The organism is Bdellovibrionales bacterium, assembly GCA_016714165.1.
Taxonomy (GTDB): Bacteria; Bdellovibrionota; Bdellovibrionia; order Bdellovibrionales; family UBA1609; genus JADJVA01.
In genome coordinates this window covers 1-18382 of sequence record JADJNU010000010.1, presented here as the reverse complement: position 1 = coordinate 18382, position 18382 = coordinate 1, and the positions used below count along the sequence as shown (strand labels likewise).

At 43.2% G+C, this 18382-nt stretch carries 15 protein-coding genes and 1 pseudogene; 10 read left to right on the top strand and 6 right to left on the bottom strand.

The window, feature by feature from the left end:
- Positions 1-171 precede the first annotated feature (171 nt).
- Positions 172-513 carry a hypothetical protein gene (locus IPJ71_18870; protein ID MBK7845703.1) on the bottom strand — a complete coding sequence of 114 codons (342 nt, stop codon included), beginning with the start codon at positions 511-513 and terminating at the stop codon, positions 172-174.
- Between IPJ71_18870 and IPJ71_18865 the strand changes: the two genes are divergently transcribed.
- The 7 genes and pseudogenes from IPJ71_18865 to IPJ71_18835 all read left to right on the top strand — a co-directional run bounded on the left by IPJ71_18865 (position 406) and on the right by IPJ71_18835 (position 8491).
- Positions 406-1122 carry a VTT domain-containing protein gene (locus IPJ71_18865; protein MBK7845702.1) on the top strand — a complete coding sequence of 239 codons (717 nt, stop codon included), beginning with the start codon at positions 406-408 and terminating at the stop codon, positions 1120-1122. The two genes, IPJ71_18870 and IPJ71_18865, sit on opposite strands and share 108 nt — an antisense overlap.
- Positions 1123-1227: 105 nt before the next feature.
- Positions 1228-1407, top strand: a complete 180-nt coding sequence (locus IPJ71_18860; protein MBK7845701.1) for a hypothetical protein — start codon at positions 1228-1230, stop codon at positions 1405-1407.
- Positions 1404-2423 carry a tyrosine-type recombinase/integrase gene (locus IPJ71_18855; protein ID MBK7845700.1) on the top strand — a complete coding sequence of 340 codons (1020 nt, stop codon included), beginning with the start codon at positions 1404-1406 and terminating at the stop codon, positions 2421-2423. Before IPJ71_18860 ends, IPJ71_18855 begins: the two co-directional genes overlap by 4 nt.
- Entirely contained in the window at positions 2407-3636 is a 1230-nt protein-coding gene (locus IPJ71_18850) for a hypothetical protein (GenBank protein ID MBK7845699.1), read from the top strand. The genes IPJ71_18855 and IPJ71_18850 overlap by 17 nt, the downstream gene beginning before the upstream one ends.
- Before the next feature lie 110 nt (positions 3637-3746).
- Positions 3747-5735, top strand: a complete 1989-nt coding sequence (locus IPJ71_18845) for an alkaline phosphatase family protein (GenBank protein ID MBK7845698.1) — start codon at positions 3747-3749, stop codon at positions 5733-5735.
- Between the two features lie 120 nt (positions 5736-5855).
- Positions 5856-7412: a hypothetical protein gene (locus IPJ71_18840; GenBank protein MBK7845697.1), complete on the top strand. Its 1557-nt coding sequence runs from the start codon at positions 5856-5858 to the stop codon at positions 7410-7412.
- 91 nt (positions 7413-7503) lie between these two features.
- Positions 7504-8491 (top strand): annotated as a pseudogene (locus IPJ71_18835) (transposase).
- 271 nt (positions 8492-8762) lie between these two features.
- On the opposite strand, the gene IPJ71_18830 reads toward IPJ71_18835, so the two are convergent.
- The gene (locus tag IPJ71_18830) at positions 8763-9911 is read right to left on the bottom strand and encodes an endo-1,4-beta-xylanase (GenBank protein MBK7845696.1); all 1149 of its coding nucleotides are present in this window, start codon (positions 9909-9911) and stop codon (positions 8763-8765) included.
- A 174-nt stretch (positions 9912-10085) separates the two neighbouring features.
- Here IPJ71_18830 and IPJ71_18825 point away from each other — a divergent pair, with 174 nt between their 5' ends.
- Positions 10086-11096: a DUF1028 domain-containing protein gene (locus IPJ71_18825; protein ID MBK7845695.1), complete on the top strand. Its 1011-nt coding sequence runs from the start codon at positions 10086-10088 to the stop codon at positions 11094-11096.
- Positions 11097-11131: 35 nt separating this feature from the next.
- Here the strand turns inward: IPJ71_18825 and IPJ71_18820 are convergent, their stop codons facing one another.
- The 3 genes from IPJ71_18820 to IPJ71_18810 all read right to left on the bottom strand — a co-directional run bounded on the left by IPJ71_18820 (position 11132) and on the right by IPJ71_18810 (position 15954).
- Positions 11132-12475 carry a hypothetical protein gene (locus tag IPJ71_18820; protein ID MBK7845694.1) on the bottom strand — a complete coding sequence of 448 codons (1344 nt, stop codon included), beginning with the start codon at positions 12473-12475 and terminating at the stop codon, positions 11132-11134.
- Positions 12476-12514: 39 nt separating this feature from the next.
- Entirely contained in the window at positions 12515-14947 is a 2433-nt protein-coding gene (locus IPJ71_18815; GenBank protein MBK7845693.1) for a beta-galactosidase, read from the bottom strand.
- A 407-nt stretch (positions 14948-15354) separates the two neighbouring features.
- The gene (locus IPJ71_18810; GenBank protein MBK7845692.1) at positions 15355-15954 is read right to left on the bottom strand and encodes a hypothetical protein; all 600 of its coding nucleotides are present in this window, start codon (positions 15952-15954) and stop codon (positions 15355-15357) included.
- A gap of 409 nt (positions 15955-16363) precedes the next feature.
- Between IPJ71_18810 and IPJ71_18805 the strand changes: the two genes are divergently transcribed.
- Together IPJ71_18805 and IPJ71_18800 are read left to right on the top strand one after the other, a co-directional pair.
- Complete coding sequence (locus tag IPJ71_18805) at positions 16364-16855, top strand: hypothetical protein (protein MBK7845691.1); 492 nt, start codon at positions 16364-16366, stop codon at positions 16853-16855.
- 153 nt (positions 16856-17008) lie between these two features.
- On the top strand, positions 17009-17659 hold the full coding sequence (locus IPJ71_18800; GenBank protein ID MBK7845690.1) for an RNA pseudouridine synthase: 651 nt from the start codon (positions 17009-17011) through the stop codon (positions 17657-17659).
- A gap of 330 nt (positions 17660-17989) precedes the next feature.
- On the opposite strand, the gene IPJ71_18795 is transcribed toward IPJ71_18800, so the two are convergent.
- Positions 17990-18319, bottom strand: coding sequence for a hypothetical protein (locus IPJ71_18795; GenBank protein MBK7845689.1), 330 nt, complete (start codon positions 18317-18319; stop codon positions 17990-17992).
- Positions 18320-18382: the final 63 nt, after the last annotated feature.

Sequence of the window (18382 nt, the reverse complement as noted above, 5' to 3'; positions counted from 1 at the left end):
GTCCATTTTCCTCTATTTTTTTCGAAAGTTTTGTCATAGAAATCTCTTAGGGTTTATACTTTTGTTAGGGACCTTGTCAAATTATCTGAACAGATCTAGCCCCTTCAAAATCTCTTATCGGAGAAAAGGCCGATATTTCCACTCAACGAACCGATCGGATGAAAACAGGATCTATCTTCGGCGAGATCGGAGTTCATCGGCAACTTCTCTCTGAAATCTTGAATATTTTTGTGATTCTTTCAAATCAAGAGTTGAAAGCGTGACGTTCCTTTGCAATGCTTGCCAAGAGTTGCCACCTCTCCCTGGCAATTGGACCGAGGCCAATGGCAGCCAAAAGCCGTAGTAGACGGCTGTGCAATCTAGAAAAGGAACAAGACTTTGTTTATGGTCATTAAGAAGAAACATATGGAATCTGTCTGCCAGGCCCTTTTGCTGAGTCTGGTCCTTTATTTTATCATGAGACACTTTTCGTTCTTGATATCCGAAGAAACCAAACAGAAAGTTACCACTCATTTGGAAGTTCTCACGCGGATTACCGGATCGAATTCAGCCCTTACAATTATTTTTTTAATGGCTGCGCACCTCGTTTGCTCTTATTTCAGCCTTCCTTTTTGCGCTCTCATCAACGTGGCCAGTGGTTATTTATTGGGATTTTGGCCTTCTATCTTATCAATTTTTTCCATAACGTTTTTCAGCGCCGCTCTTGGATACGCGACGGGGCGATATGGTTTTAATTTTATCTCTCATAAATTTCCAAGAATTGGCCGTCAATCAAAATTAATCCAGTTCAATCCGGATTTAGGCGCGCGCAAATTTCTTTATTTGGTTCTCTTAAGGCTAAGTCCTCTCTTTCCCTTCGGAGTGCTAAATTTCACTTTTGGCTATACTCGGCTCCCAATTTTGTATTTCTTTGCCTCGATATCCCTGGGTGCCTTCTTCAACATAGCGCTATTGATCCAAGCTGGAGTCTCACTTAAAAAGGTTCAGAGCTTTGACATCCAAGAATTCGGAAATATCCTCGCAATTTTTTTCCTTTTCCTATTTCTCTTTCTTGCGTTGATATTTAAAAAATTGAAAGTCCCCTTGGCATCTAAAATTAGCAGAATTGAGCAAGGTCACTAGCGACAGTAGCCTAAAATCAAATTTACTTGATAAGTCCTTGGACAGGCAAGGACGGGCGACGTCCATCCCACCGAAATCCCCTTTTTCACAATAGTAGAGTCACTGATGCGTCAATTCTATTTCACAGGATGGCTCTTCGAGCTTTGTGCTGGTCCACTCGACCTCTCCTATCGACGCATTTGCGATTATTTTACCTTGATGCCTCGAACGGAAGAAAATAAGATTTATGCAATCCTCCCTTTTCGCGCAGATATTGAACAATCTGAAGGAGTTCAATTCGGATGAATATCGACACAGAAATTCCGGAAAAAAACTCAATTCCCGTCTCATGCGATCAATTGCAGGCGCCTGAGCCGATCGTTCATGCCTCTCGGAACTCAATAACAATGCAAAGAATCCAGGATTATCGTCAAATTTTCGGCCAGCTGCCAAGCCAAGAGCAAGGTCTTCTCTTTTCTTGGCTCTACCAAAAAGCTCCCCATACTAGACGCTATTATCAGCGCGTCTGGGTTGAGTTTCTTGACCTTTTTGAAAATTCCGTCCGATCTTTAAAGGAAATCGAAATTGGCCACTTGGTTGTATTCTTAAAATCAAAGACCAACCTCAAAGCTGCTTCCCAAAATCTCACCAGGAATTCCCTTTCGTCCTTTCTCACCTTTCTCACAAAAACTGGTTTTTTCGAAAGAAATCCGGCCGTCAGCCTATCTCCAATTAGAGTTCCCAACAGAATTGGGTCAAAGATACTTTCCAACGAACAGATCTTGAGAATGCATGACCTTGAATCAAGCCCTAGAAATCGTGCAATAATGAAGCTTCTCTACTTTTCTGGCATGAGAGTCGGTGAGCTTTGTTCCCTAAAAATTGGAGATATTCGACGAAAGGAGGCATCGCACTCTCTCATCCAAATTCTTGGAAAAGGAGCCATCACCCGGAATCTACTCGTCCCTAACGAGATCATAGAGGAAATATGGACCTACCGAATTGAACACAATCTCGGAGTAGATCCTCAGTCCCCTCTATTTATGTCCACAAAGGAACCTTGCGGTTCTCTCTCAACAACGCAAGTTTTTCGAATTATAAAAAAGGCCGCTAAAAGAGCTAAAATCGATCCTGTTCCCAGCCCACATTGGTTTCGCCACACTTCGGCGACTCATGCTCTTGAAAATGGAGCTCCAATTCACGTGGTCCAAAAGACCTTAGGGCACCAAAACATTGCGACAACCGGTCGATATCTCGAAGCCAACCCAAAAGAATCAAGTTCCCAGTGGCTTAAGTGGATTCCAAATGACCAAAAAAAATAGACAAAAATTCCTGCAGATTTTTGCATTTGTTGCCTTTTTCTTTGTTGCTTTGATCATTCTTCATTTTTTTTATGTTCAAAATTATAATCAAGAAATTTTACAAAAGGCACGAGACAACGGGGTTTTACTTTGGAACCAAAACAAAATTCCCGAGGATGATGGATACATATTGGTTCAGTCCTTTGGAATCGGGTGCTCTCTTATTAAAAGGGATGGGTCCCTCACACGAAAACTCAACGGAATGCATTGCAACATGATGGAAAACGGGGATTTGATCACGGCTCTCTACGCAGACAATTTTCACGGATCCATTACAAAGATGAGAAACTACAATAGAATTTGGGAAGTTCCAAATTTCGTTTCTCATGACATTTCCATTTCCCCAATAGATCAATCAATTTGGTATATAAATCTTGAATTTGAAAATATGGAAAACCGGCGCAATAAGATTGATTCTATTGTCAATATCTCTCAGTCTGGAGAGGAGATTCTGCGTTGGCGTCCCGAAGATCATTTGGGAGAAATCGAATCATTGATAGATGGGCCATTGAAAGAGCCCAGCTATTATAAAGTGGATACGATTGAAAATGGGTCATTTGGTCGTTTTCACATCAATTCCGTGGAGATTATTCCGCCAAATAACTTAATGAAAGATCATCCAGAATTTCGAGCAGGTAACGTACTTATATCTGACAACTACAACGGAATTGCACTCATTTTCGATAAGGAAAACAGAAAGGTTGTCTGGGCCTTTCAGGCCGCATCAAAGTGCGGAATTCACAACGCCATTTGGTTGACCAATGGTCGAATTTTAGCATTTTCCAACCGAAGCGCAACAAGTCCAAGCATTTCAAATGAAAAACTTGTAACTCTTTGTCATAGAGGAGAACAATATCATGTCCCCGGCGTTGCGTCTTACATAGAGGAAATTGACCCCGTTTCCCGCAAAGTAGTTTGGAGTTACACCGAACCTCCTGTTGGCGGGATGTGTTGCAGGGGACTCGGATCAGTGCAGAGGCGAGACAACGGAAATACCCTCTTTTCATATGGATGCGAACACAGTTCTATTGTTGAAATTGATTCGTACGGAGCAATATTGTGGAAATGGCGGTATCCACAGCCAACCAACGGAAGTGCTGAGTCGCCAAAACAAATCTACCGCGCTGAGTGGCTACCCAACCATCTGGTAGACAGATGGATAGAAACGCAGTGACATACAACTTTGAGCAGATGCCTCCATGTTAGGGTTTCCCGACATTTTTCTTGTCTATCTAAACTAGTTAATTATAATTTCAATAGGTACGCGAAGGGGATCTCTGAGAAATGAAAAAGTTATTGTTCCTCTGTAGCCTTTTTATTTTGGCATTTTTTGTAACATATTTTGTCCGAAGGAATATTCAAAGGACCGATACAAAAACTAAGCTGTATTGGCTGATCCCCGACGGTGTGCGCGCCGAACCGGACACCTTTACCCTTTATCAATGGGCCCAACGGGGAGATCTTCCAAATTTTAAAACAATGATGGATAAGGGCTCCTATGGCTATTCCATACCCGTTTTTCCCTCTCACACCCCAGTGAATTTTGCTGCCTTGCTGAGCGGAGCGCCACCAAAGGCAAACGGTGTTTCTGATGGTCCAATGCACACAGAAGGTCAACCCCTAAATAAGGTATCAGTTGGGGGATTTCGGTCTGTCGCAAGAAAAGTCCCGGCTATTTGGTCAATGCTTGAAAATGCGGGAAGAAAAGTGGCCATCATTTCAACTCCCGGCTCAACACCCCCTGAAATAGAAAAAGGAATTGTCATCCGCGGGAGATGGGGTGGCTGGGGTGCAGATATACATTCTGTTAACTATGAGTCCCGAGGTGACGGAAAATTGCAATTTCAGCAGGGTCGACGCGCTAAGCTGTTTACTCAAGGACCAAAATTAGCTCAATATGTCGATGCAAAACCTGCGGAGGGCTGGACCTTAAAGATAAATAGTTCTGTACCACCTCTCGAGTTTGAAATTAAAGACTGGGGAGGACGGTTTTTTGCTTACGTCTACGGGAGCAAAGTTGATGGAAAAGAGAAAGTGTACGACAAGATTCTTTTTTCTCATGATAAAAAGGAAATTCTTGACGATCTTAAACAGGGCGATTGGGGAAAATGGCATCCAGCAAATTTGAAAGTCGAAGATATTTCATTTTTATCCCATGTGCGCTTTCATGTTATCCGAATAAAAGAGGAGGGTTTCTTCCGGGTCCGCGTGCTCTATGATAATTTGAATAATTTCATAACCTCTCCCGCACAGATTGCAAACGATCTTCAGACGAGTCTAGGACCTATGGTCGACTTTGTTGATAATTTCCCACCTCAACTGATCTATTATCCCGAAGATCGAAGTACATTTTTGGATGAAATGGGATTTTCATTTGATTGGCACACAAAAGCAATCAAAGAAGTTATAACACGGTACAACCCAGACGCGGTCATACATGACGTCTACAATCCCAATCAAATGCTTACATCACGATGGTGGATTCAGTATGTTGATCCATTGGGCGCTAAGTATCAACAAGCATCTGCTAAAGAACGGGACGATAGATTTACTGAAGTGCTTGGAATGTACAAAAGACTCGATGCAATGTTGGGCGAAATAATCAAAAACTCAGATCCAAATACCTTGATTGTCTTCAGCTCGGATCACGGAGCACATGTCCTCAACCAAAGCGTTCGAATTAATAACATTCTGGCTAATAAAGGTCTATTAAAATTTACCATAGAACCAAACACGGGAGAGCCAGTTGTCAATTGGGAGAAATCTCAAGCTGTGTTTTTGCAAATGCACGGAATATTTCTTGGACCTCGGGGATTGAGTGGGAACTGGCACAGGGCAAATGGGTCAGACTATGACCAACTTCGCGAGCGAGTTATTCAGGTACTGGGGGAAGTACGAGATGGCGATGGCAAATCTCCCTTTGGGGGCATAACCAAGTGGGAAGACGTAGAAGAAGTTCTTGAATTGCCGAAGGACCGCGTGGGTGATCTGATTTTATCAAACAATCCGGGATACGGGTGGACTGAGGACATGACTGAAGATCTCTCATTTTTTTCTGTCCCTCTTGAGGGTGGATACAAGCAAGCTATAAAAAAAGATTCAACCAAGGCAACCTGGACACCTTTTCTGATTATGGGGCCAGGAGTGAGAAAAGCTCACTCACTATCGGCACCCATCAAGCAAATTGATCAGCTGCCTACCCTGCTTAGGCTCATGAACATCGAAATCCCAGATACAGTTCAGGGCAGGCCCGTTAATGAAGTTATCCAATAAAATTTGATCGATCATTGTTTCCATACTTTTCTAGCTCCCACCAAACTGTTATACTTTGCCTCCACTAAATGTTCTGGTAAGTAAATGAAAAAAATTAGTCAAGGCAATAGATCCAGAGAAATGGCTAAATTTGTTCTGATCTTGACTTTTCTATTTATGGCCACAGAACTTGGATTGTATTTCCGAGTTCTGATTCGGGCGCACTCCTCGCTCCCAGAGAGGCACTCACAGGTTTTGGTCTATGGCGATTCCATTTTTGTAGATCCGATAAAATTCATTGCAAACAGCCTGTCTCAATTGAACATTTCTTTGGTCGACATGTCAAAGGCGGCTCTCAGAACTGAAGAGGTCACTCAGAGTATTCGTCGCGATATTGAACAATACAATCCTGCTCTCATCGTGCTTATGCTCGGAAAATCTGACCTTGAATCAGAAACTGGACAACAAACGACACCAATATTTAGTTACATCACCACTCGTTCGCGAGTTTTGAGTTTTTTCTTTGATCACATAAGTCGCTTGGGAGAGAGCTTTTATGGCATTGGCAATGCGCTTTCGCTTTTAATATATCATTCGGATTCAAATAAGGGTGATTGTACTAAGATGAAGGCGTTGAAGGAGCCAGATAAATGTTTGGCCTACCTGAAAATTCTTTCAAATAGCGGAAGAACTGAAGCCGCCCTATCAATTATCAACGAACTTCAGGACTTTCCATGGGACCCTCTTTCTTTTGGGAAGATAAAGGCAAGAGCGGCCTCATTCTATGCAAAAATTGGAAAGATTGAGGAGGTAAAAGACATTCTGAGATATCTTGACCAGAAAACGGAATTTCTTATTGATGAAGCTATTGCCTCTGATTATATCAGATCCCTCTCCTGGCTAAGAATGTCCAAGAAGGTAATTGAATTCGCCGAATCTCTACCCGAGAGCTTACAAAATACTGGCCCTATCTTGGTCTATAAGTCGTGGGCAGTTTATGCTCTCCAAAAATGCCGAGCTGTTCCCCTCTTCGAAAAATCAATGCGGCTCGGATTGATTACCAAGAACCAGCTTAACTTTCTGATTAAATGCTACTTTGCTAAAAAGCAAATGCATCGGGGTTTTGAAACTGTAAAGGCTATTTACGGTAAAGTTAAACTTCCCGAGGAAATCTCCGTTTCCCTCATTCAGTTCTATGTTACGATAGGAAAAACGAATGAAGCCAAGGAAATCATGGAGCAATTGAGCGCGAGGCTCCCCGATGATCGCGCTCTTTACAAAGGACAACTTTCACTTTACGCCATCTCTAATAACGATTCCATGCTTAACGAGGTCTTTCGTAACCAGGGAATTTTCCAGAAACGCAGATCCGCCATACCGTCATTCGAAGCCTATAAAGAGCTCGTCGACTTTGCTCACAAAAAGGGTGTAAAAGTATTGGTTCTTCAATATCCAAACGAGAGAGACGAGGTTCTGGAGATAGGACTTGGATCTACCCCAGCTAGAATCCTTTCAACAAGATCAATCATTCTAGATGTGATGAATACAGTAAGATTAAAAGATCTTTTTGAAACCGATTTCGAACATCTCTCACAGAAAGGAGCTTGCTACGTAGGACAGGAGGTCGCAAACCGAATAACAGATATCTTGGGACACAAAACAAAATCAATTGTGGCCAAAGATTGCCAGAAATTCTGAAATTTCAGATCCACGGATACGAAAAAAGCCATTTCATCTGAGGAATTGTTGAAAAGCGTTTACACGACCAAGACATTAGTCTGATGAAGATTTGAGTCGGTATATTATTAATCGGAAAGTTAACATAGTGGAACTTGCGGAGAAGCTCGGAAATATTTCTGAGGCCTGCCGCAATCTTGGTGTCAGTCGGCAGCATTTTTATGACATCAAAACAGCGATCGCGGAAGATGGTCTTGAAGGGCTACTTGAGAAGTCACGAAGGTCTCCACGAATTGCAAATCGCCTGAGCCCGGAGATTGAAAAGATGGTATTGGACTACAGCCTCGAGTATCCAACCCGAGGCCAGAACCTTGTCGCTCACGAGCCCAAAATCAAAGGGAGGATGATCAGCGATGGTAGAGTCCGAGGAATTTGGAGCAGGCACAATCTGCTTCGGAAGCCAGACCGCTTGAAGCATCTTGAGAATTTTGCCAGTGAGAGGGGCGTGATTCTGACCGAATCACAAATTGTGGAGCTCGAGTCTGCAAAGGAAGAGAAGCAAGCTCACGGTGAGATTGAAACCTTCCGCCCTAGGTTTCTACTCGGGCAGGACACTTATTACGTTGGTTATATCAAAGGGGTTGGTAAGATATATCAACAAACCGGCATCGACACCTTTTCGAATGTCGGTTTTGCAAAGCTTTACCCAGACAAAACAGCAATCACGGCTGCTGATTTTTTGAACGACAAAGTCCTTCCATTTTTTGATGAGGAACAAGTCCGTCTTCTCAGGACACTGACCGACCGAGGATCCGAGTAATCGGGAGTAGAAGTTCGGATCTCTACCAGCTGTTCCTTCATCTGAACGACATTGAGCATTCTCTGCAAAGGCGCGTAACCCTCAGACCAACGGATGCACGGAACGTCTCAACCAGATCATCCAAGAGGAATTTTATGCTGTGGCTTTCAGAAAAACCCGATACACGTCCACCGCGCAAATACAGGCTGATCTGGACACCTATATAGAGGAATACAATGCCCGTCGAACCCATAGCGGAAAGCACTGCCTGGGAAGAACTCCCAAACAAACCTGGGAAGACGGATATGACCCGTACAAGAAATATGTCCTTGATTCTTCCTCGGTCGAGGGCGCCGCCCTCGCTGAGGCTCGTCCGAATCCTCTGCCCGATTTTGGCAGCCAGAGTCAGCTTGAGGACGAATGTTCCAAAAATCAAAATTTACAAAATCAGAAGGTGGAGGTGGCAATCGAAAAACTGATGCACTAAGTTGTGAACCGTCTCGACCGAGAGAGTCATGTCCACGCAACTAAATACTTCCGCATTGGCTAAAAGTATCAAATAGCTTTTACACCTAAGGTGACTCCAAAGCTTCATGAATCCCCCAATAGGCGGGTTTTTTTCGGAATCTATCATCGAAGAGGAGGGGGGCCTCAAAATTCTTACCTAAAGTTTTTCTTAGCCAAGAGTCCCCATCACTCAATCCCCATGGACTGAGTCCAATGCACTTTGAATTCCTTAAGCATATTCTCATTAATTCTGCATAAACTCTCTTCTGTTTCTCAAGACGTTGATTCACCTGCTCCTCGCTCATCGATTGAAACTCCTCTTGAGATGAAAACAAAGCTACATCGATTTCGCTCAAAATCACCTGGAATCCAAGACCTGAATACCTCTTCAGATTCGTTTCAAATTTCTCTAGGGCCCCCTTTTTCCACAACGGAATGTGCAATTGAAAACCGATCACATCAATTGGCACCTTTCGCAACTTCAATTCCTCAAGCCATGCCAATGCGAATTCCGATTTCGGACCCGGAAGCTCAAGGCCAAAATCATTGTAGATCAAAAGTGCATCGGGATCGGTTGCTCTTGCTAATGCGAAAACTCTGTCCACATAGTTGTCACCCAAAGACCGCTTAAAAATTGTTTCACGAAGGACCACTTTTCCATTTCCGTCAACGTCACCAATAGCTTCATTAAGAACATCCCAAGCAAAAAGAGTCTTGTCTCCATTTGCAGACAACTGGGACCTGTACCTTATCATTAAGGTCTCGATATGCTCTCTCACCTCACTCCAACCGATAGGATTGTTTTTTACGTAGTCAGGAAGAGATCGATGCCAAAGCAATGCATGCCCTTTCACCTGCTGCGAGTGGGACTGAGCAAATCTCACCAATTCATCAGAAACATCAAAATTCCAGAGATCACGATGAGGGTGAATCCATTTCCATTTCATAAAGTAATCTGAGACAAGAAAGTCAAATTCATCCGCAATTAGTTTTCGAGAATAATCAGAATACTTCGATACGGAATTGACGGCTCCCACGCCAATTCGTCTGTCACGTTTTTTGGCCAACACCCTCAGTGAAGGCCTTTCTTGAAGATTCGAAACTTCTGCAGCGGTGGGAAACCGAATTGAGTGAGATGGGGAGCAACCAAGCAACCTCACAGAAATAAAATATATTAAGGCAAAATTGGCTGATTTTAGACGAGTGACCCACATGAAATCCACCGTTACTCAAACCTTTAGAAGAAATCTAACAAGCCTGTAATTTATCTTGCATATTCTGTAAATACAACATAGCGAGCCCTACTTGACTCACAAATGGCCGTTTTGTAATCTCCCTCGGCCATTTCTTATAATTCAATAATAGCGGAGAAATTTGTGAAAAGGGCTATCTATTATATTTCAGTTCTGTCCCTCTTTCACTTTTCGCTTCTCACTGAAGCCAGAGCGATCGAAAGGCCAAAATCAACGAGACCCGTACACACCTATTCCATTGTCGCACGAGACCCCCGAACGGGAGAGATGGGTGTGGCTGTTCAATCACACTGGTTCGCTATTGGCTCACTTGTGCCTTGGGGCAAAGCCGGTGTTGGTGTTGTAGCAACTCAGTCCTTTATAGATACGCGCTACGGAACGAGTGGAATTAAATTGATGGAAGAAGGTTGGTCAGCAAAGCAGGCACTACAGGCAATAAGGGCCGCCGACCCTCATCCAGAGATTCGGCAGGTTGCAATGCTTGATTTTAAGGGAAATGTAGCCACTCATTCCGGCAAGTCATGTATCAAATTTGCCGGGTATCGCTCCGGGGAGAACTATTCTGTTCAATCAAATCTGATGATAAAAGAAGGCGTTCCGGAAGTCATGGAGAGAGCCTTTCTGGAAAGCAAAGGTCCCCTTGCTGAGCGATTGCTCAAGGCATTAGAGGCCGCACAGGCTGCGGGAGGTGACTTGAGGGGAAAGCAATCTGCGGCCATTCTGGTTGTGGCAGGGCAGCCTTCTCAATCCCAATCAACAAGCGGGCGTCTCGTCGATTTGCACGTTGAAGACAATTCAGATCCAATTTTGGAACTCAGGCGTCTCTACACTTTACACAAGGCGTACGAGCACATGAATCAAGGAGATTTAGCGATTGAAGAGAAAAAAATTGACGAAGCCCTCAATCATTACGGAAAAGCAGAAAAGATGTTTCCCGAAAACCTGGAAATGAAATTTTGGCATGCCGTTTCCCTCGTTAACGCAAAAAGAGTCGCAGAATCACTTCCTCTCTTTAGGGTCATCTTTAGTAAAGATAAAAATTGGTCAACCTTGATACCGAGACTATCTGAGGTAAAAATAATACCAGATGAAAAAGGGATAACCGATGAGATTCTTTCGGTATCGCCAAAAAATGACCACAAGTAAAGGGTCCGTCAGTCAGGTTCAGGTTAAATCAAATCCTACTGAGGGCGGCGAGACATCAAGTGCTCAATTTCCCCATAGAATTCTTTCAGCCTCTCAACTCGAGCCGGATCTTGCTGAAGCAGACGCGCCGAACTCAAAAGACCATCGGAAGACATTGACTGTATCAAAGAAAGGGCAATGATTGTTTGATCTAAAGCTAGAAGTGCTGGAACAATGTGCCCATTCATCGATCCATTCACATGAAGTCCATCCATCCAGCCCAGCTCTTGATGATAGAGCGTTTTGTGTCCATCTGTAAGAGATTCCATTCCCTTTATCTCCGGGAACATGCGCTGTGGGTCAACGGTGGCCATAAGAAATAGAGCATGAGGAGAGACGACCTGCTCCCAAATGTCTCGAATAGATGGAATTAAAGCCTCCAAATTGAATGTACTGACTAAACTGAGGCTACCAACATGTCCATTGTAGTCATCTGGTATGGCCCTGATTTGACAGGCTGAATGAGCAGGAAAAACGGGAAGACCCCTTCTTGTTTTTTCGGCTTCGACGAAATTGATATAGTTATGAAACCATTGATTAAACTTCTTTGAGTATTGACTCTCTTTAAGCAAGAGTTCCGGCAAGAGAAGTTGGAAAGTACCTCCGTCCCAAAGCCCAAATAATTCACCTAAGTTAGGATGGACAAAGAGTTCGGCCACAACGTTGTCGGACGTGCGTGCGGTGGGAAAAATCTGGAGAGCTCTCCCCAACGCATAGATAGTTCGAGCTTCAGTTCCCAGGTAACGATATCCCCATCCAACCAATTTCCATTGCCCATGCCGATATTCAATTCCTCCGTAGGCCAAATCAGTATTTGGCTCGTGAAAAATAGAAAGATTCATTCGTTGCACAAGATCCCTAGCAACATCGAAAGAGTAGGGTGGCTGGCTTAGAGTCCAAAGGGCCAAATAGAGATGAACATTATCTACCGAAGAAACAAACAAGTCCGTTGGAATAAGAGTGCCATCGACCCTGTAGCGGTTGAAAAATAGGCCGCTATCGACATGGTAGCTCATTTTGGTAAGTGTCATCAAAGTGGTGTTAATATTTTTAAGTGCTCGACGGTAAAGAATTGAATCACGCAAGGCCTCGGCCTGAACAAGAAGATCAAGACCAATATTACTGGGCGATGTATCCACATATGGCGCAGGAACAACGGGACAGGGTTTATTCTCATTGGTTACAAAAATCTTATCCATGAGAAGTCCGTCCTTCCCACGCATGCACTCTAAGCTTTGGTAGGTCGAAACGAAGTACCTTCTCATGACTAAGGACTCAGGTCCTGCTAAAGCGTCAAACCACAAAAGTGACAATACAACGAGCACAATTCCTTTGCGCATAGAACAACCCTCCCGGTCATTTGTTTTGTATTTACCTCACTATAATTCTTGACTGACAAATAGGGCCTTACTGTCCTCAGACTGAAGGTCAATATTGACGATAATATCTCCGGATTTCTCGATTAGGTGTCTCATTTTTTCGCCGCTCACGACGTTTTGTATGGTCAGCTTTGAGTTTGCCAAACCTGCAATAGCTAATGTTTCGGAGCCAATACGAATTGCAACCGCCTGTTTTGCTTTTTGACCAGTTTTTACGGTAATCCAAAGTCCCGTTTTTGAAGGTGAAATCCGACCGAAAACTACCGTTCTATCTCCACCGCCGACAATAGATAACCGTGGTTCTGGCCATGATGCAGGTATTTCCGCCTTCATCCATCGTTGATAATCTATCATTTTTGTTAGGGATGCGTAGTCGTCAGAATTTACCCGACTGTAAAATGGATCCTTAATTTGAAGGATGAGACCTTTTCCAAGAGTGCAAACCTGCCATTGAAGCTTCAAAGACGCAAATTCCTTATTCTCACAAAGCAAAGGGTCCTGGCTCTTTATTTCGTCTAGAAAAGTATGTTCGGCAAAATTGATGAGAACGCCACCTTGCGAGACGTAATTCTTAAGCTGAATCGCCGAAGAATGACTACTAACTCCACAATCCTGGCGGAACACGATTTTTTGTTCCTTCAATGACTTCTCGTTTAATAGATGAGCATGAAGTATACGGGGATTGTATCCCGCTTGCAGCAAAAAGCCCAATAGTCCTCCAGCCCAATCGGAATTCAATAGGACGTTGTCCTTTTGGCCCGCTCGAGAAGGAGCATGACAATTTACATCTTTAAGCAACCCGATCTTATCGGACACCTCGATGGCTCCAGCTAAAAAATCTCCAAACGGCTGGGCGATTTTATTACCAATATCTTCCAAAATATGAAAGTGCGGGCGAGGATTAGCTTCAGCATCGAGTGGAGCATCAAAATACAAATCAGCGCCAGCATTTGGACCATCCAATATGATGCCCTTAGCATTGAATCCAACGACAATATTGTCATCAACACGATCTTGCAATTCCTCCCAAAATGAATCTGGCAGCTGCCCGGATGGAACCCATTCAAACCCTTGATCTGCTAGCAGCTTGTCAAATATCGGACGGATCTGGTGATAGGCCCAGTCATGTTGCCAATTTTGCCCCTCGCTAAAATAATATACAAAAAGAGCCTTAAGGCCATGGCCTATGGTTGTTAGGTAGGTTTGAGTTCGAGCAGCCTCCGAAACGCCGATTCCACGCCACCAGCCAGCCTGAATTTCAGGTCCTAGCAACCACTCCTGATTGCCAATGTAAAACTTATTGGCCTGCACCATAGACTTAACATCAATGTCTGACTTAAAAGGCAGGTTTAACAGCTGACCTGATTCATAAGTCTTAGGATAAAGATTTACGGTCATCATTCCTGTTTTTCCAGGCCAAGAGCGCAGTTTAAAATTCGGAAGAAGTCCATTTTCAGTAGCGTTGTAGCTCTCAGCAAGAGTGAAGAGAAGCTGTGGTTCATGAATCCCAATCGCTTCCCACATTTTTCGAATTTCTTTTAAATAAGTGAAGATGCTCCAGTCATTGAATCGGTACCAATCAGCATCTTCGGCAAGATTATTTCCTGGTTTTACAGGAGGGAAAACCTCGCTCCAATCCTGATAATTTCGGCCATGAATCTTGTTAACTTTTCCAATCACCAAGTATTCATCTGTAAGATATTTTCGATAGCGATCCATCGAGGCCTGACTGTAGTCGTGATTGTAAATTGATTGCCACATAAAATTTGTTTCATTATCCAACTGAAGAAATACAATCGGACTATCATCGCCCATGTTCGCCTGCAGAACTTGATCATAGACGGCCTGAAACCACTTCTTCGTCAATCGAAGAAGATCCTGATTGTGGTAATCATAAAGCTTCGTGCGACGACCAAAAGGATTTCGCATGTGGGAATCAGGATACTTTTCATGAAACCATAGCGGAATGGCACCGAAACCCAGAAATCCCCATTCAGCATTGATATAGGGCCCCGGCCTAACCATGATTCGATTGAATCCATATTTTCGAGCTAATTCTATGAAGTAGACGACATTGCGGGAGGGATAATCTGGATTCCCGTCTTGGTCCTCGTCCACAGTTCCCTTAAAGTCAAATTTACCTTCGCGATACTCGTGAAAATCCCAAGGAATATAAAAACTCAAGGAGTTCATCCCTGCCCGGCGCATTTGTCCAAGTGCGCTCTCCCACAATTGGTAAACTTTGTCTGCTGGAATATTCGCACCATGGCCAGCTCGTAGTCTGAAATATTGGAGTTCCGCCCCAAATAAAAATGGTTCCGGATTGGAACCTACATGAAGTCGATTGTTTTTGATTTCCACTTTTTGATCGGCAAAAAGGTCATTATGAAAAAAAGTCAATGCAATACCCAAAAAGATGCCTAATATTTGCACCTTTTACCCCCTTAGTATGAAATTTTTCCCTCTTTTATTGGTTAATATAGTGCTCCGCGAGGATCAAGACATTAATTTCCCATTTTAGAATTTGGTCAGATTTTGATTTGTGCTGCTATGAGTCGCAAAGACCCCGTAAAACTCCCCAAGTCTAGCGATAATTCGCTGAAATCGAATATAACAAGTGTTGACCATGGAAACATGTCCAAAGAAAAATCTAACGCAGCGAATTTACGCAGAGTAAAATACCTCGTCCTCATCAATCAAAATAATGCACTACATTATAAAGTCGGCGCCTTAGTTTCAATATTTTGCTCAGATCAAACAGATAAATCTTGAAGATCACCAATTCCGAGCATAGCTAACTCTCCTGGATAAAAGAGATACAGATCAGTTCTAAGGATCAATCAACGACACTTTATTGAAGCCTCAAAGGCGTTTGCCCGACTCAAATTAGCCTCGGTATGATCCTTATCCCCCAAGAAGTATTCCAGATCAAGATAGGCTTTCTTTTCTTTGCAATAAACCATCACCACCAAGGCCAATTGCGTCTGTTGACCTTTCTCGCAGCTTCCAAATGTATATCGCTCATTAGCCCACAATTGGACGCGCTTAACCCAACCTCCTGCAATTTCGCGCGAATCTGTGACTGGAAGACTCTCACAAGAAATGATGTTCGACAGACGGTCTGGATAAGGTGATACCTGAGTCCTATAGAGCGAAGTTACAAAGTAAATGCGATCTCGTGCACGAGTCTCTGCATCTGCCTCGTCTATGTTATGAGTTTGGCTGACCTTTAACCTTGAATCCGATCCCTGAAATCGAGTCGTAAAATTCGAGCCCGCTAGAATGGAAGTTTGATCAGATCCTTCAACGTACAGATCATGATTCGCGAATTCTATGAGTACATTTTCTGGAATGAAAGGCTTGCTACATCGACAGGAAGTCAAACCAACAAGGCAAACCATCAGAACAAAAGGAACCAACACAAAATCCATTTTTATCATTTTCCAACCAACCCTTCTTTCATCTCCTGCGCACTCTTGATTATAATTTTCATTTCAAATTGTGACAGAAAAAATTCCAATGAAATGGTATTGAAAAAAATCTCTGCGTTGGCATAAGCTCCTTCCACCCATCGACATGATAGCTCCGTACCCTTCCATTTTCTGTCTAATAGAATATTGTAAATACATTTTTTACATCGTCAATTCCGATCTGAAAGGATCAAAATTTCAACGTTCATAGCATATTCGATCTTTCCATCTATAGATTTCAATTTAATTTGACCTCACATCCCCATTCGACTAGTGGTGCCTCTGATTGACTCGATAGACAAGTGCGTCTCCCGAATGAACGTACCTTACGAGTCAGTCTTTCAACCACCAACAAAGAGGGGGCATTTTGAAAAAGCTGATGACCTTAATAAGTTTCGTTATAATCGCAGGTGCGCAAGCTGACTATATTAATCCGAGTAGCGACTGGAGTGAAATCGTCAGTACGATCAACGTTACGGTCAACGATCCTATCGCTCGGTTTGGCGATTATGCCCACAGCCACGGATTCCTCAACACGTGCAAAAAAGATAATTTTATTCGAACTATTGAACCTATCAGTTATTGTGAAGCATATGTCACTCATCCCGCAACCAAAGAAAACGTGCAGGAATTGGAATGCGTCAAATATGGAAAAAGACTCGTCAGATTGCCATTGAGTTATGAAACGGAAGTGTGTACCGATCTGGAGGATTTGGGATCTAACAAAGGACTTGGCGAATGCATTCGCTGGGAAACGAAGACTTTTAAACAGTCTCTTCACTTTGAAATACCTGTCTTAGGCGACGTCGGTAACGCCGCTGCAAAGAAGCTATTATTTAAGAAGCACTTTGATGTACCGGACTGCAAGTAATTTTTTTCTTAGTTGCATTTATTTGTGCCCGGTTAGTAGGTAGCTGTATTTTGGGCCAAATGACATATTAGATGGGGGATCGTTGTCTTGACTCAAATGTCAAATGCGGCCCTTGTTGCCAAATTCAAATATTTGCGGCATTTTTTGTGCCTTATGAGCAAATTAGAGATTCTATTTAGAAATAGTGATTTTCTTGCCGTAAACAAAGGAACAGGGAAATCTGTCCACAGTTGTGAAGACACAGAAAATTTATTGTCAACAATTGAAGCTGAAATGGGCATTTCTCTCCTATTTCCTGTCCACCGGCTCGACAAGGAAACAAGTGGAATCCAGCTCATCGCATTGACCAAGGATTGTGCGAGAGATTTAGCCAATGAATTTCAAGGGAGAAAGGTAGAAAAGATTTATACTGGTATTATTCGAGGCCAACTCGATGTTTGTGAGGGCATTTGGACTACTCCTCTCACGGACAAAGCTGAGGGTCGTAGGAATCCTGAAGGCACCTTTAAGGATAGGGTTTCCTGTGAGACTAGATTTCAAGTTCTGAGATCCAACCGTTATTTTTCTCTCTGTAAATTTGTGTTGGTTACTGGGCGACAACATCAAATCCGAAAACACACAGCCTTAGCTAAACATCACTTGATTGGTGATCCTCGGTATGGCGACTTAAAATACAATCGAATGATACACGACCGGTACCAATTGCAACGAATGTTTTTGCATTGTTCCTTCGTTAAAATAGTAGGACAAATAATTGAATGTCCGGCCCCCGTAGATTTTGACAAATTTTTTTCTAAAGATTAATCAGACGACAATTTGATCATCTGAAAATGCGTATGCCTTTGCCGACCCACTCTTTCGAGCTTCAAATCTACTTGATTAACTTCAGGACCTCCACATTGCTTTAGGCCCTCAAGGGGTCGATTTAAGTCAAGAGCAGCAACGAAACCGTAGCGAAGTGAGTACTGCAACACTCATCTCGCTTCAGGCTGGTTTGACTTGTAATCTATAAAGATCCAGCGCCCAGATCACTCTCTTCTGAACTTGTTTCAACCGCAGCCGAATAAACACTTCCGTTGATACTTCCAAATCCTCCTCCCGTTGAAGGATGAGAGACAGATTGAAATCGCGGACTTACTTTTGGAGGAAAATATCGGCTTCATAATAAACTGGGACACAGACACTATTCACTTTCAAATGAGGATCACAAGGATTCAATGCACCCGTATAGACTCCCACTCCGGACTTAGCCACATCATCTTCCTCCGGCGTAAACTCATAGGGTCTCACGCGAATGAATGCTCTCTCACTTTCATTCCATAAAAAAATCTCTCCAATCGAAGAGTTGGAGCTGTCCGATTTAGCCGCCAAATAGCGCCAACACATTTGTAGTCGCTCACCTGAACGCGCCATCGGCAGGCCCCATTCACTCACAACAGTCCTCGAACCGCTTCCTATATTCATAAAATTAGGAGTTTTTTACCTCCACGTTTTTATTGGAAAACCCCTTTTCAGCATTCAATGCCA

Excerpts from the sequence above, each read along its gene's own strand:
- IPJ71_18840 (MBK7845697.1), top strand. The coding sequence starts at position 5,856 with ATGGCTAAATTTGTTCTGATCTTGACTTTTCTATTTATGGCCACAGAA.
- IPJ71_18855 (MBK7845700.1), top strand. The coding sequence starts at position 1,404 with ATGAATATCGACACAGAAATTCCGGAAAAAAACTCAATTCCCGTCTCA.
- IPJ71_18845 (MBK7845698.1), top strand. The coding sequence starts at position 3,747 with ATGAAAAAGTTATTGTTCCTCTGTAGCCTTTTTATTTTGGCATTTTTT.
- IPJ71_18830 (MBK7845696.1), bottom strand. The coding sequence starts at position 9,911 with ATGTGGGTCACTCGTCTAAAATCAGCCAATTTTGCCTTAATATATTTT.
- IPJ71_18795 (MBK7845689.1), bottom strand. The coding sequence starts at position 18,319 with ATGAATATAGGAAGCGGTTCGAGGACTGTTGTGAGTGAATGGGGCCTG.
- IPJ71_18850 (MBK7845699.1), top strand. The coding sequence starts at position 2,407 with ATGACCAAAAAAAATAGACAAAAATTCCTGCAGATTTTTGCATTTGTT.
- IPJ71_18860 (MBK7845701.1), top strand. The coding sequence starts at position 1,228 with ATGCGTCAATTCTATTTCACAGGATGGCTCTTCGAGCTTTGTGCTGGT.
- IPJ71_18865 (MBK7845702.1), top strand. The coding sequence starts at position 406 with ATGGAATCTGTCTGCCAGGCCCTTTTGCTGAGTCTGGTCCTTTATTTT.
- IPJ71_18820 (MBK7845694.1), bottom strand. The coding sequence starts at position 12,475 with ATGCGCAAAGGAATTGTGCTCGTTGTATTGTCACTTTTGTGGTTTGAC.
- IPJ71_18800 (MBK7845690.1), top strand. The coding sequence starts at position 17,009 with ATGAGCAAATTAGAGATTCTATTTAGAAATAGTGATTTTCTTGCCGTA.
- IPJ71_18870 (MBK7845703.1), bottom strand. The coding sequence starts at position 513 with ATGAGTGGTAACTTTCTGTTTGGTTTCTTCGGATATCAAGAACGAAAA.
- IPJ71_18810 (MBK7845692.1), bottom strand. The coding sequence starts at position 15,954 with ATGATAAAAATGGATTTTGTGTTGGTTCCTTTTGTTCTGATGGTTTGC.
- IPJ71_18805 (MBK7845691.1), top strand. The coding sequence starts at position 16,364 with ATGACCTTAATAAGTTTCGTTATAATCGCAGGTGCGCAAGCTGACTAT.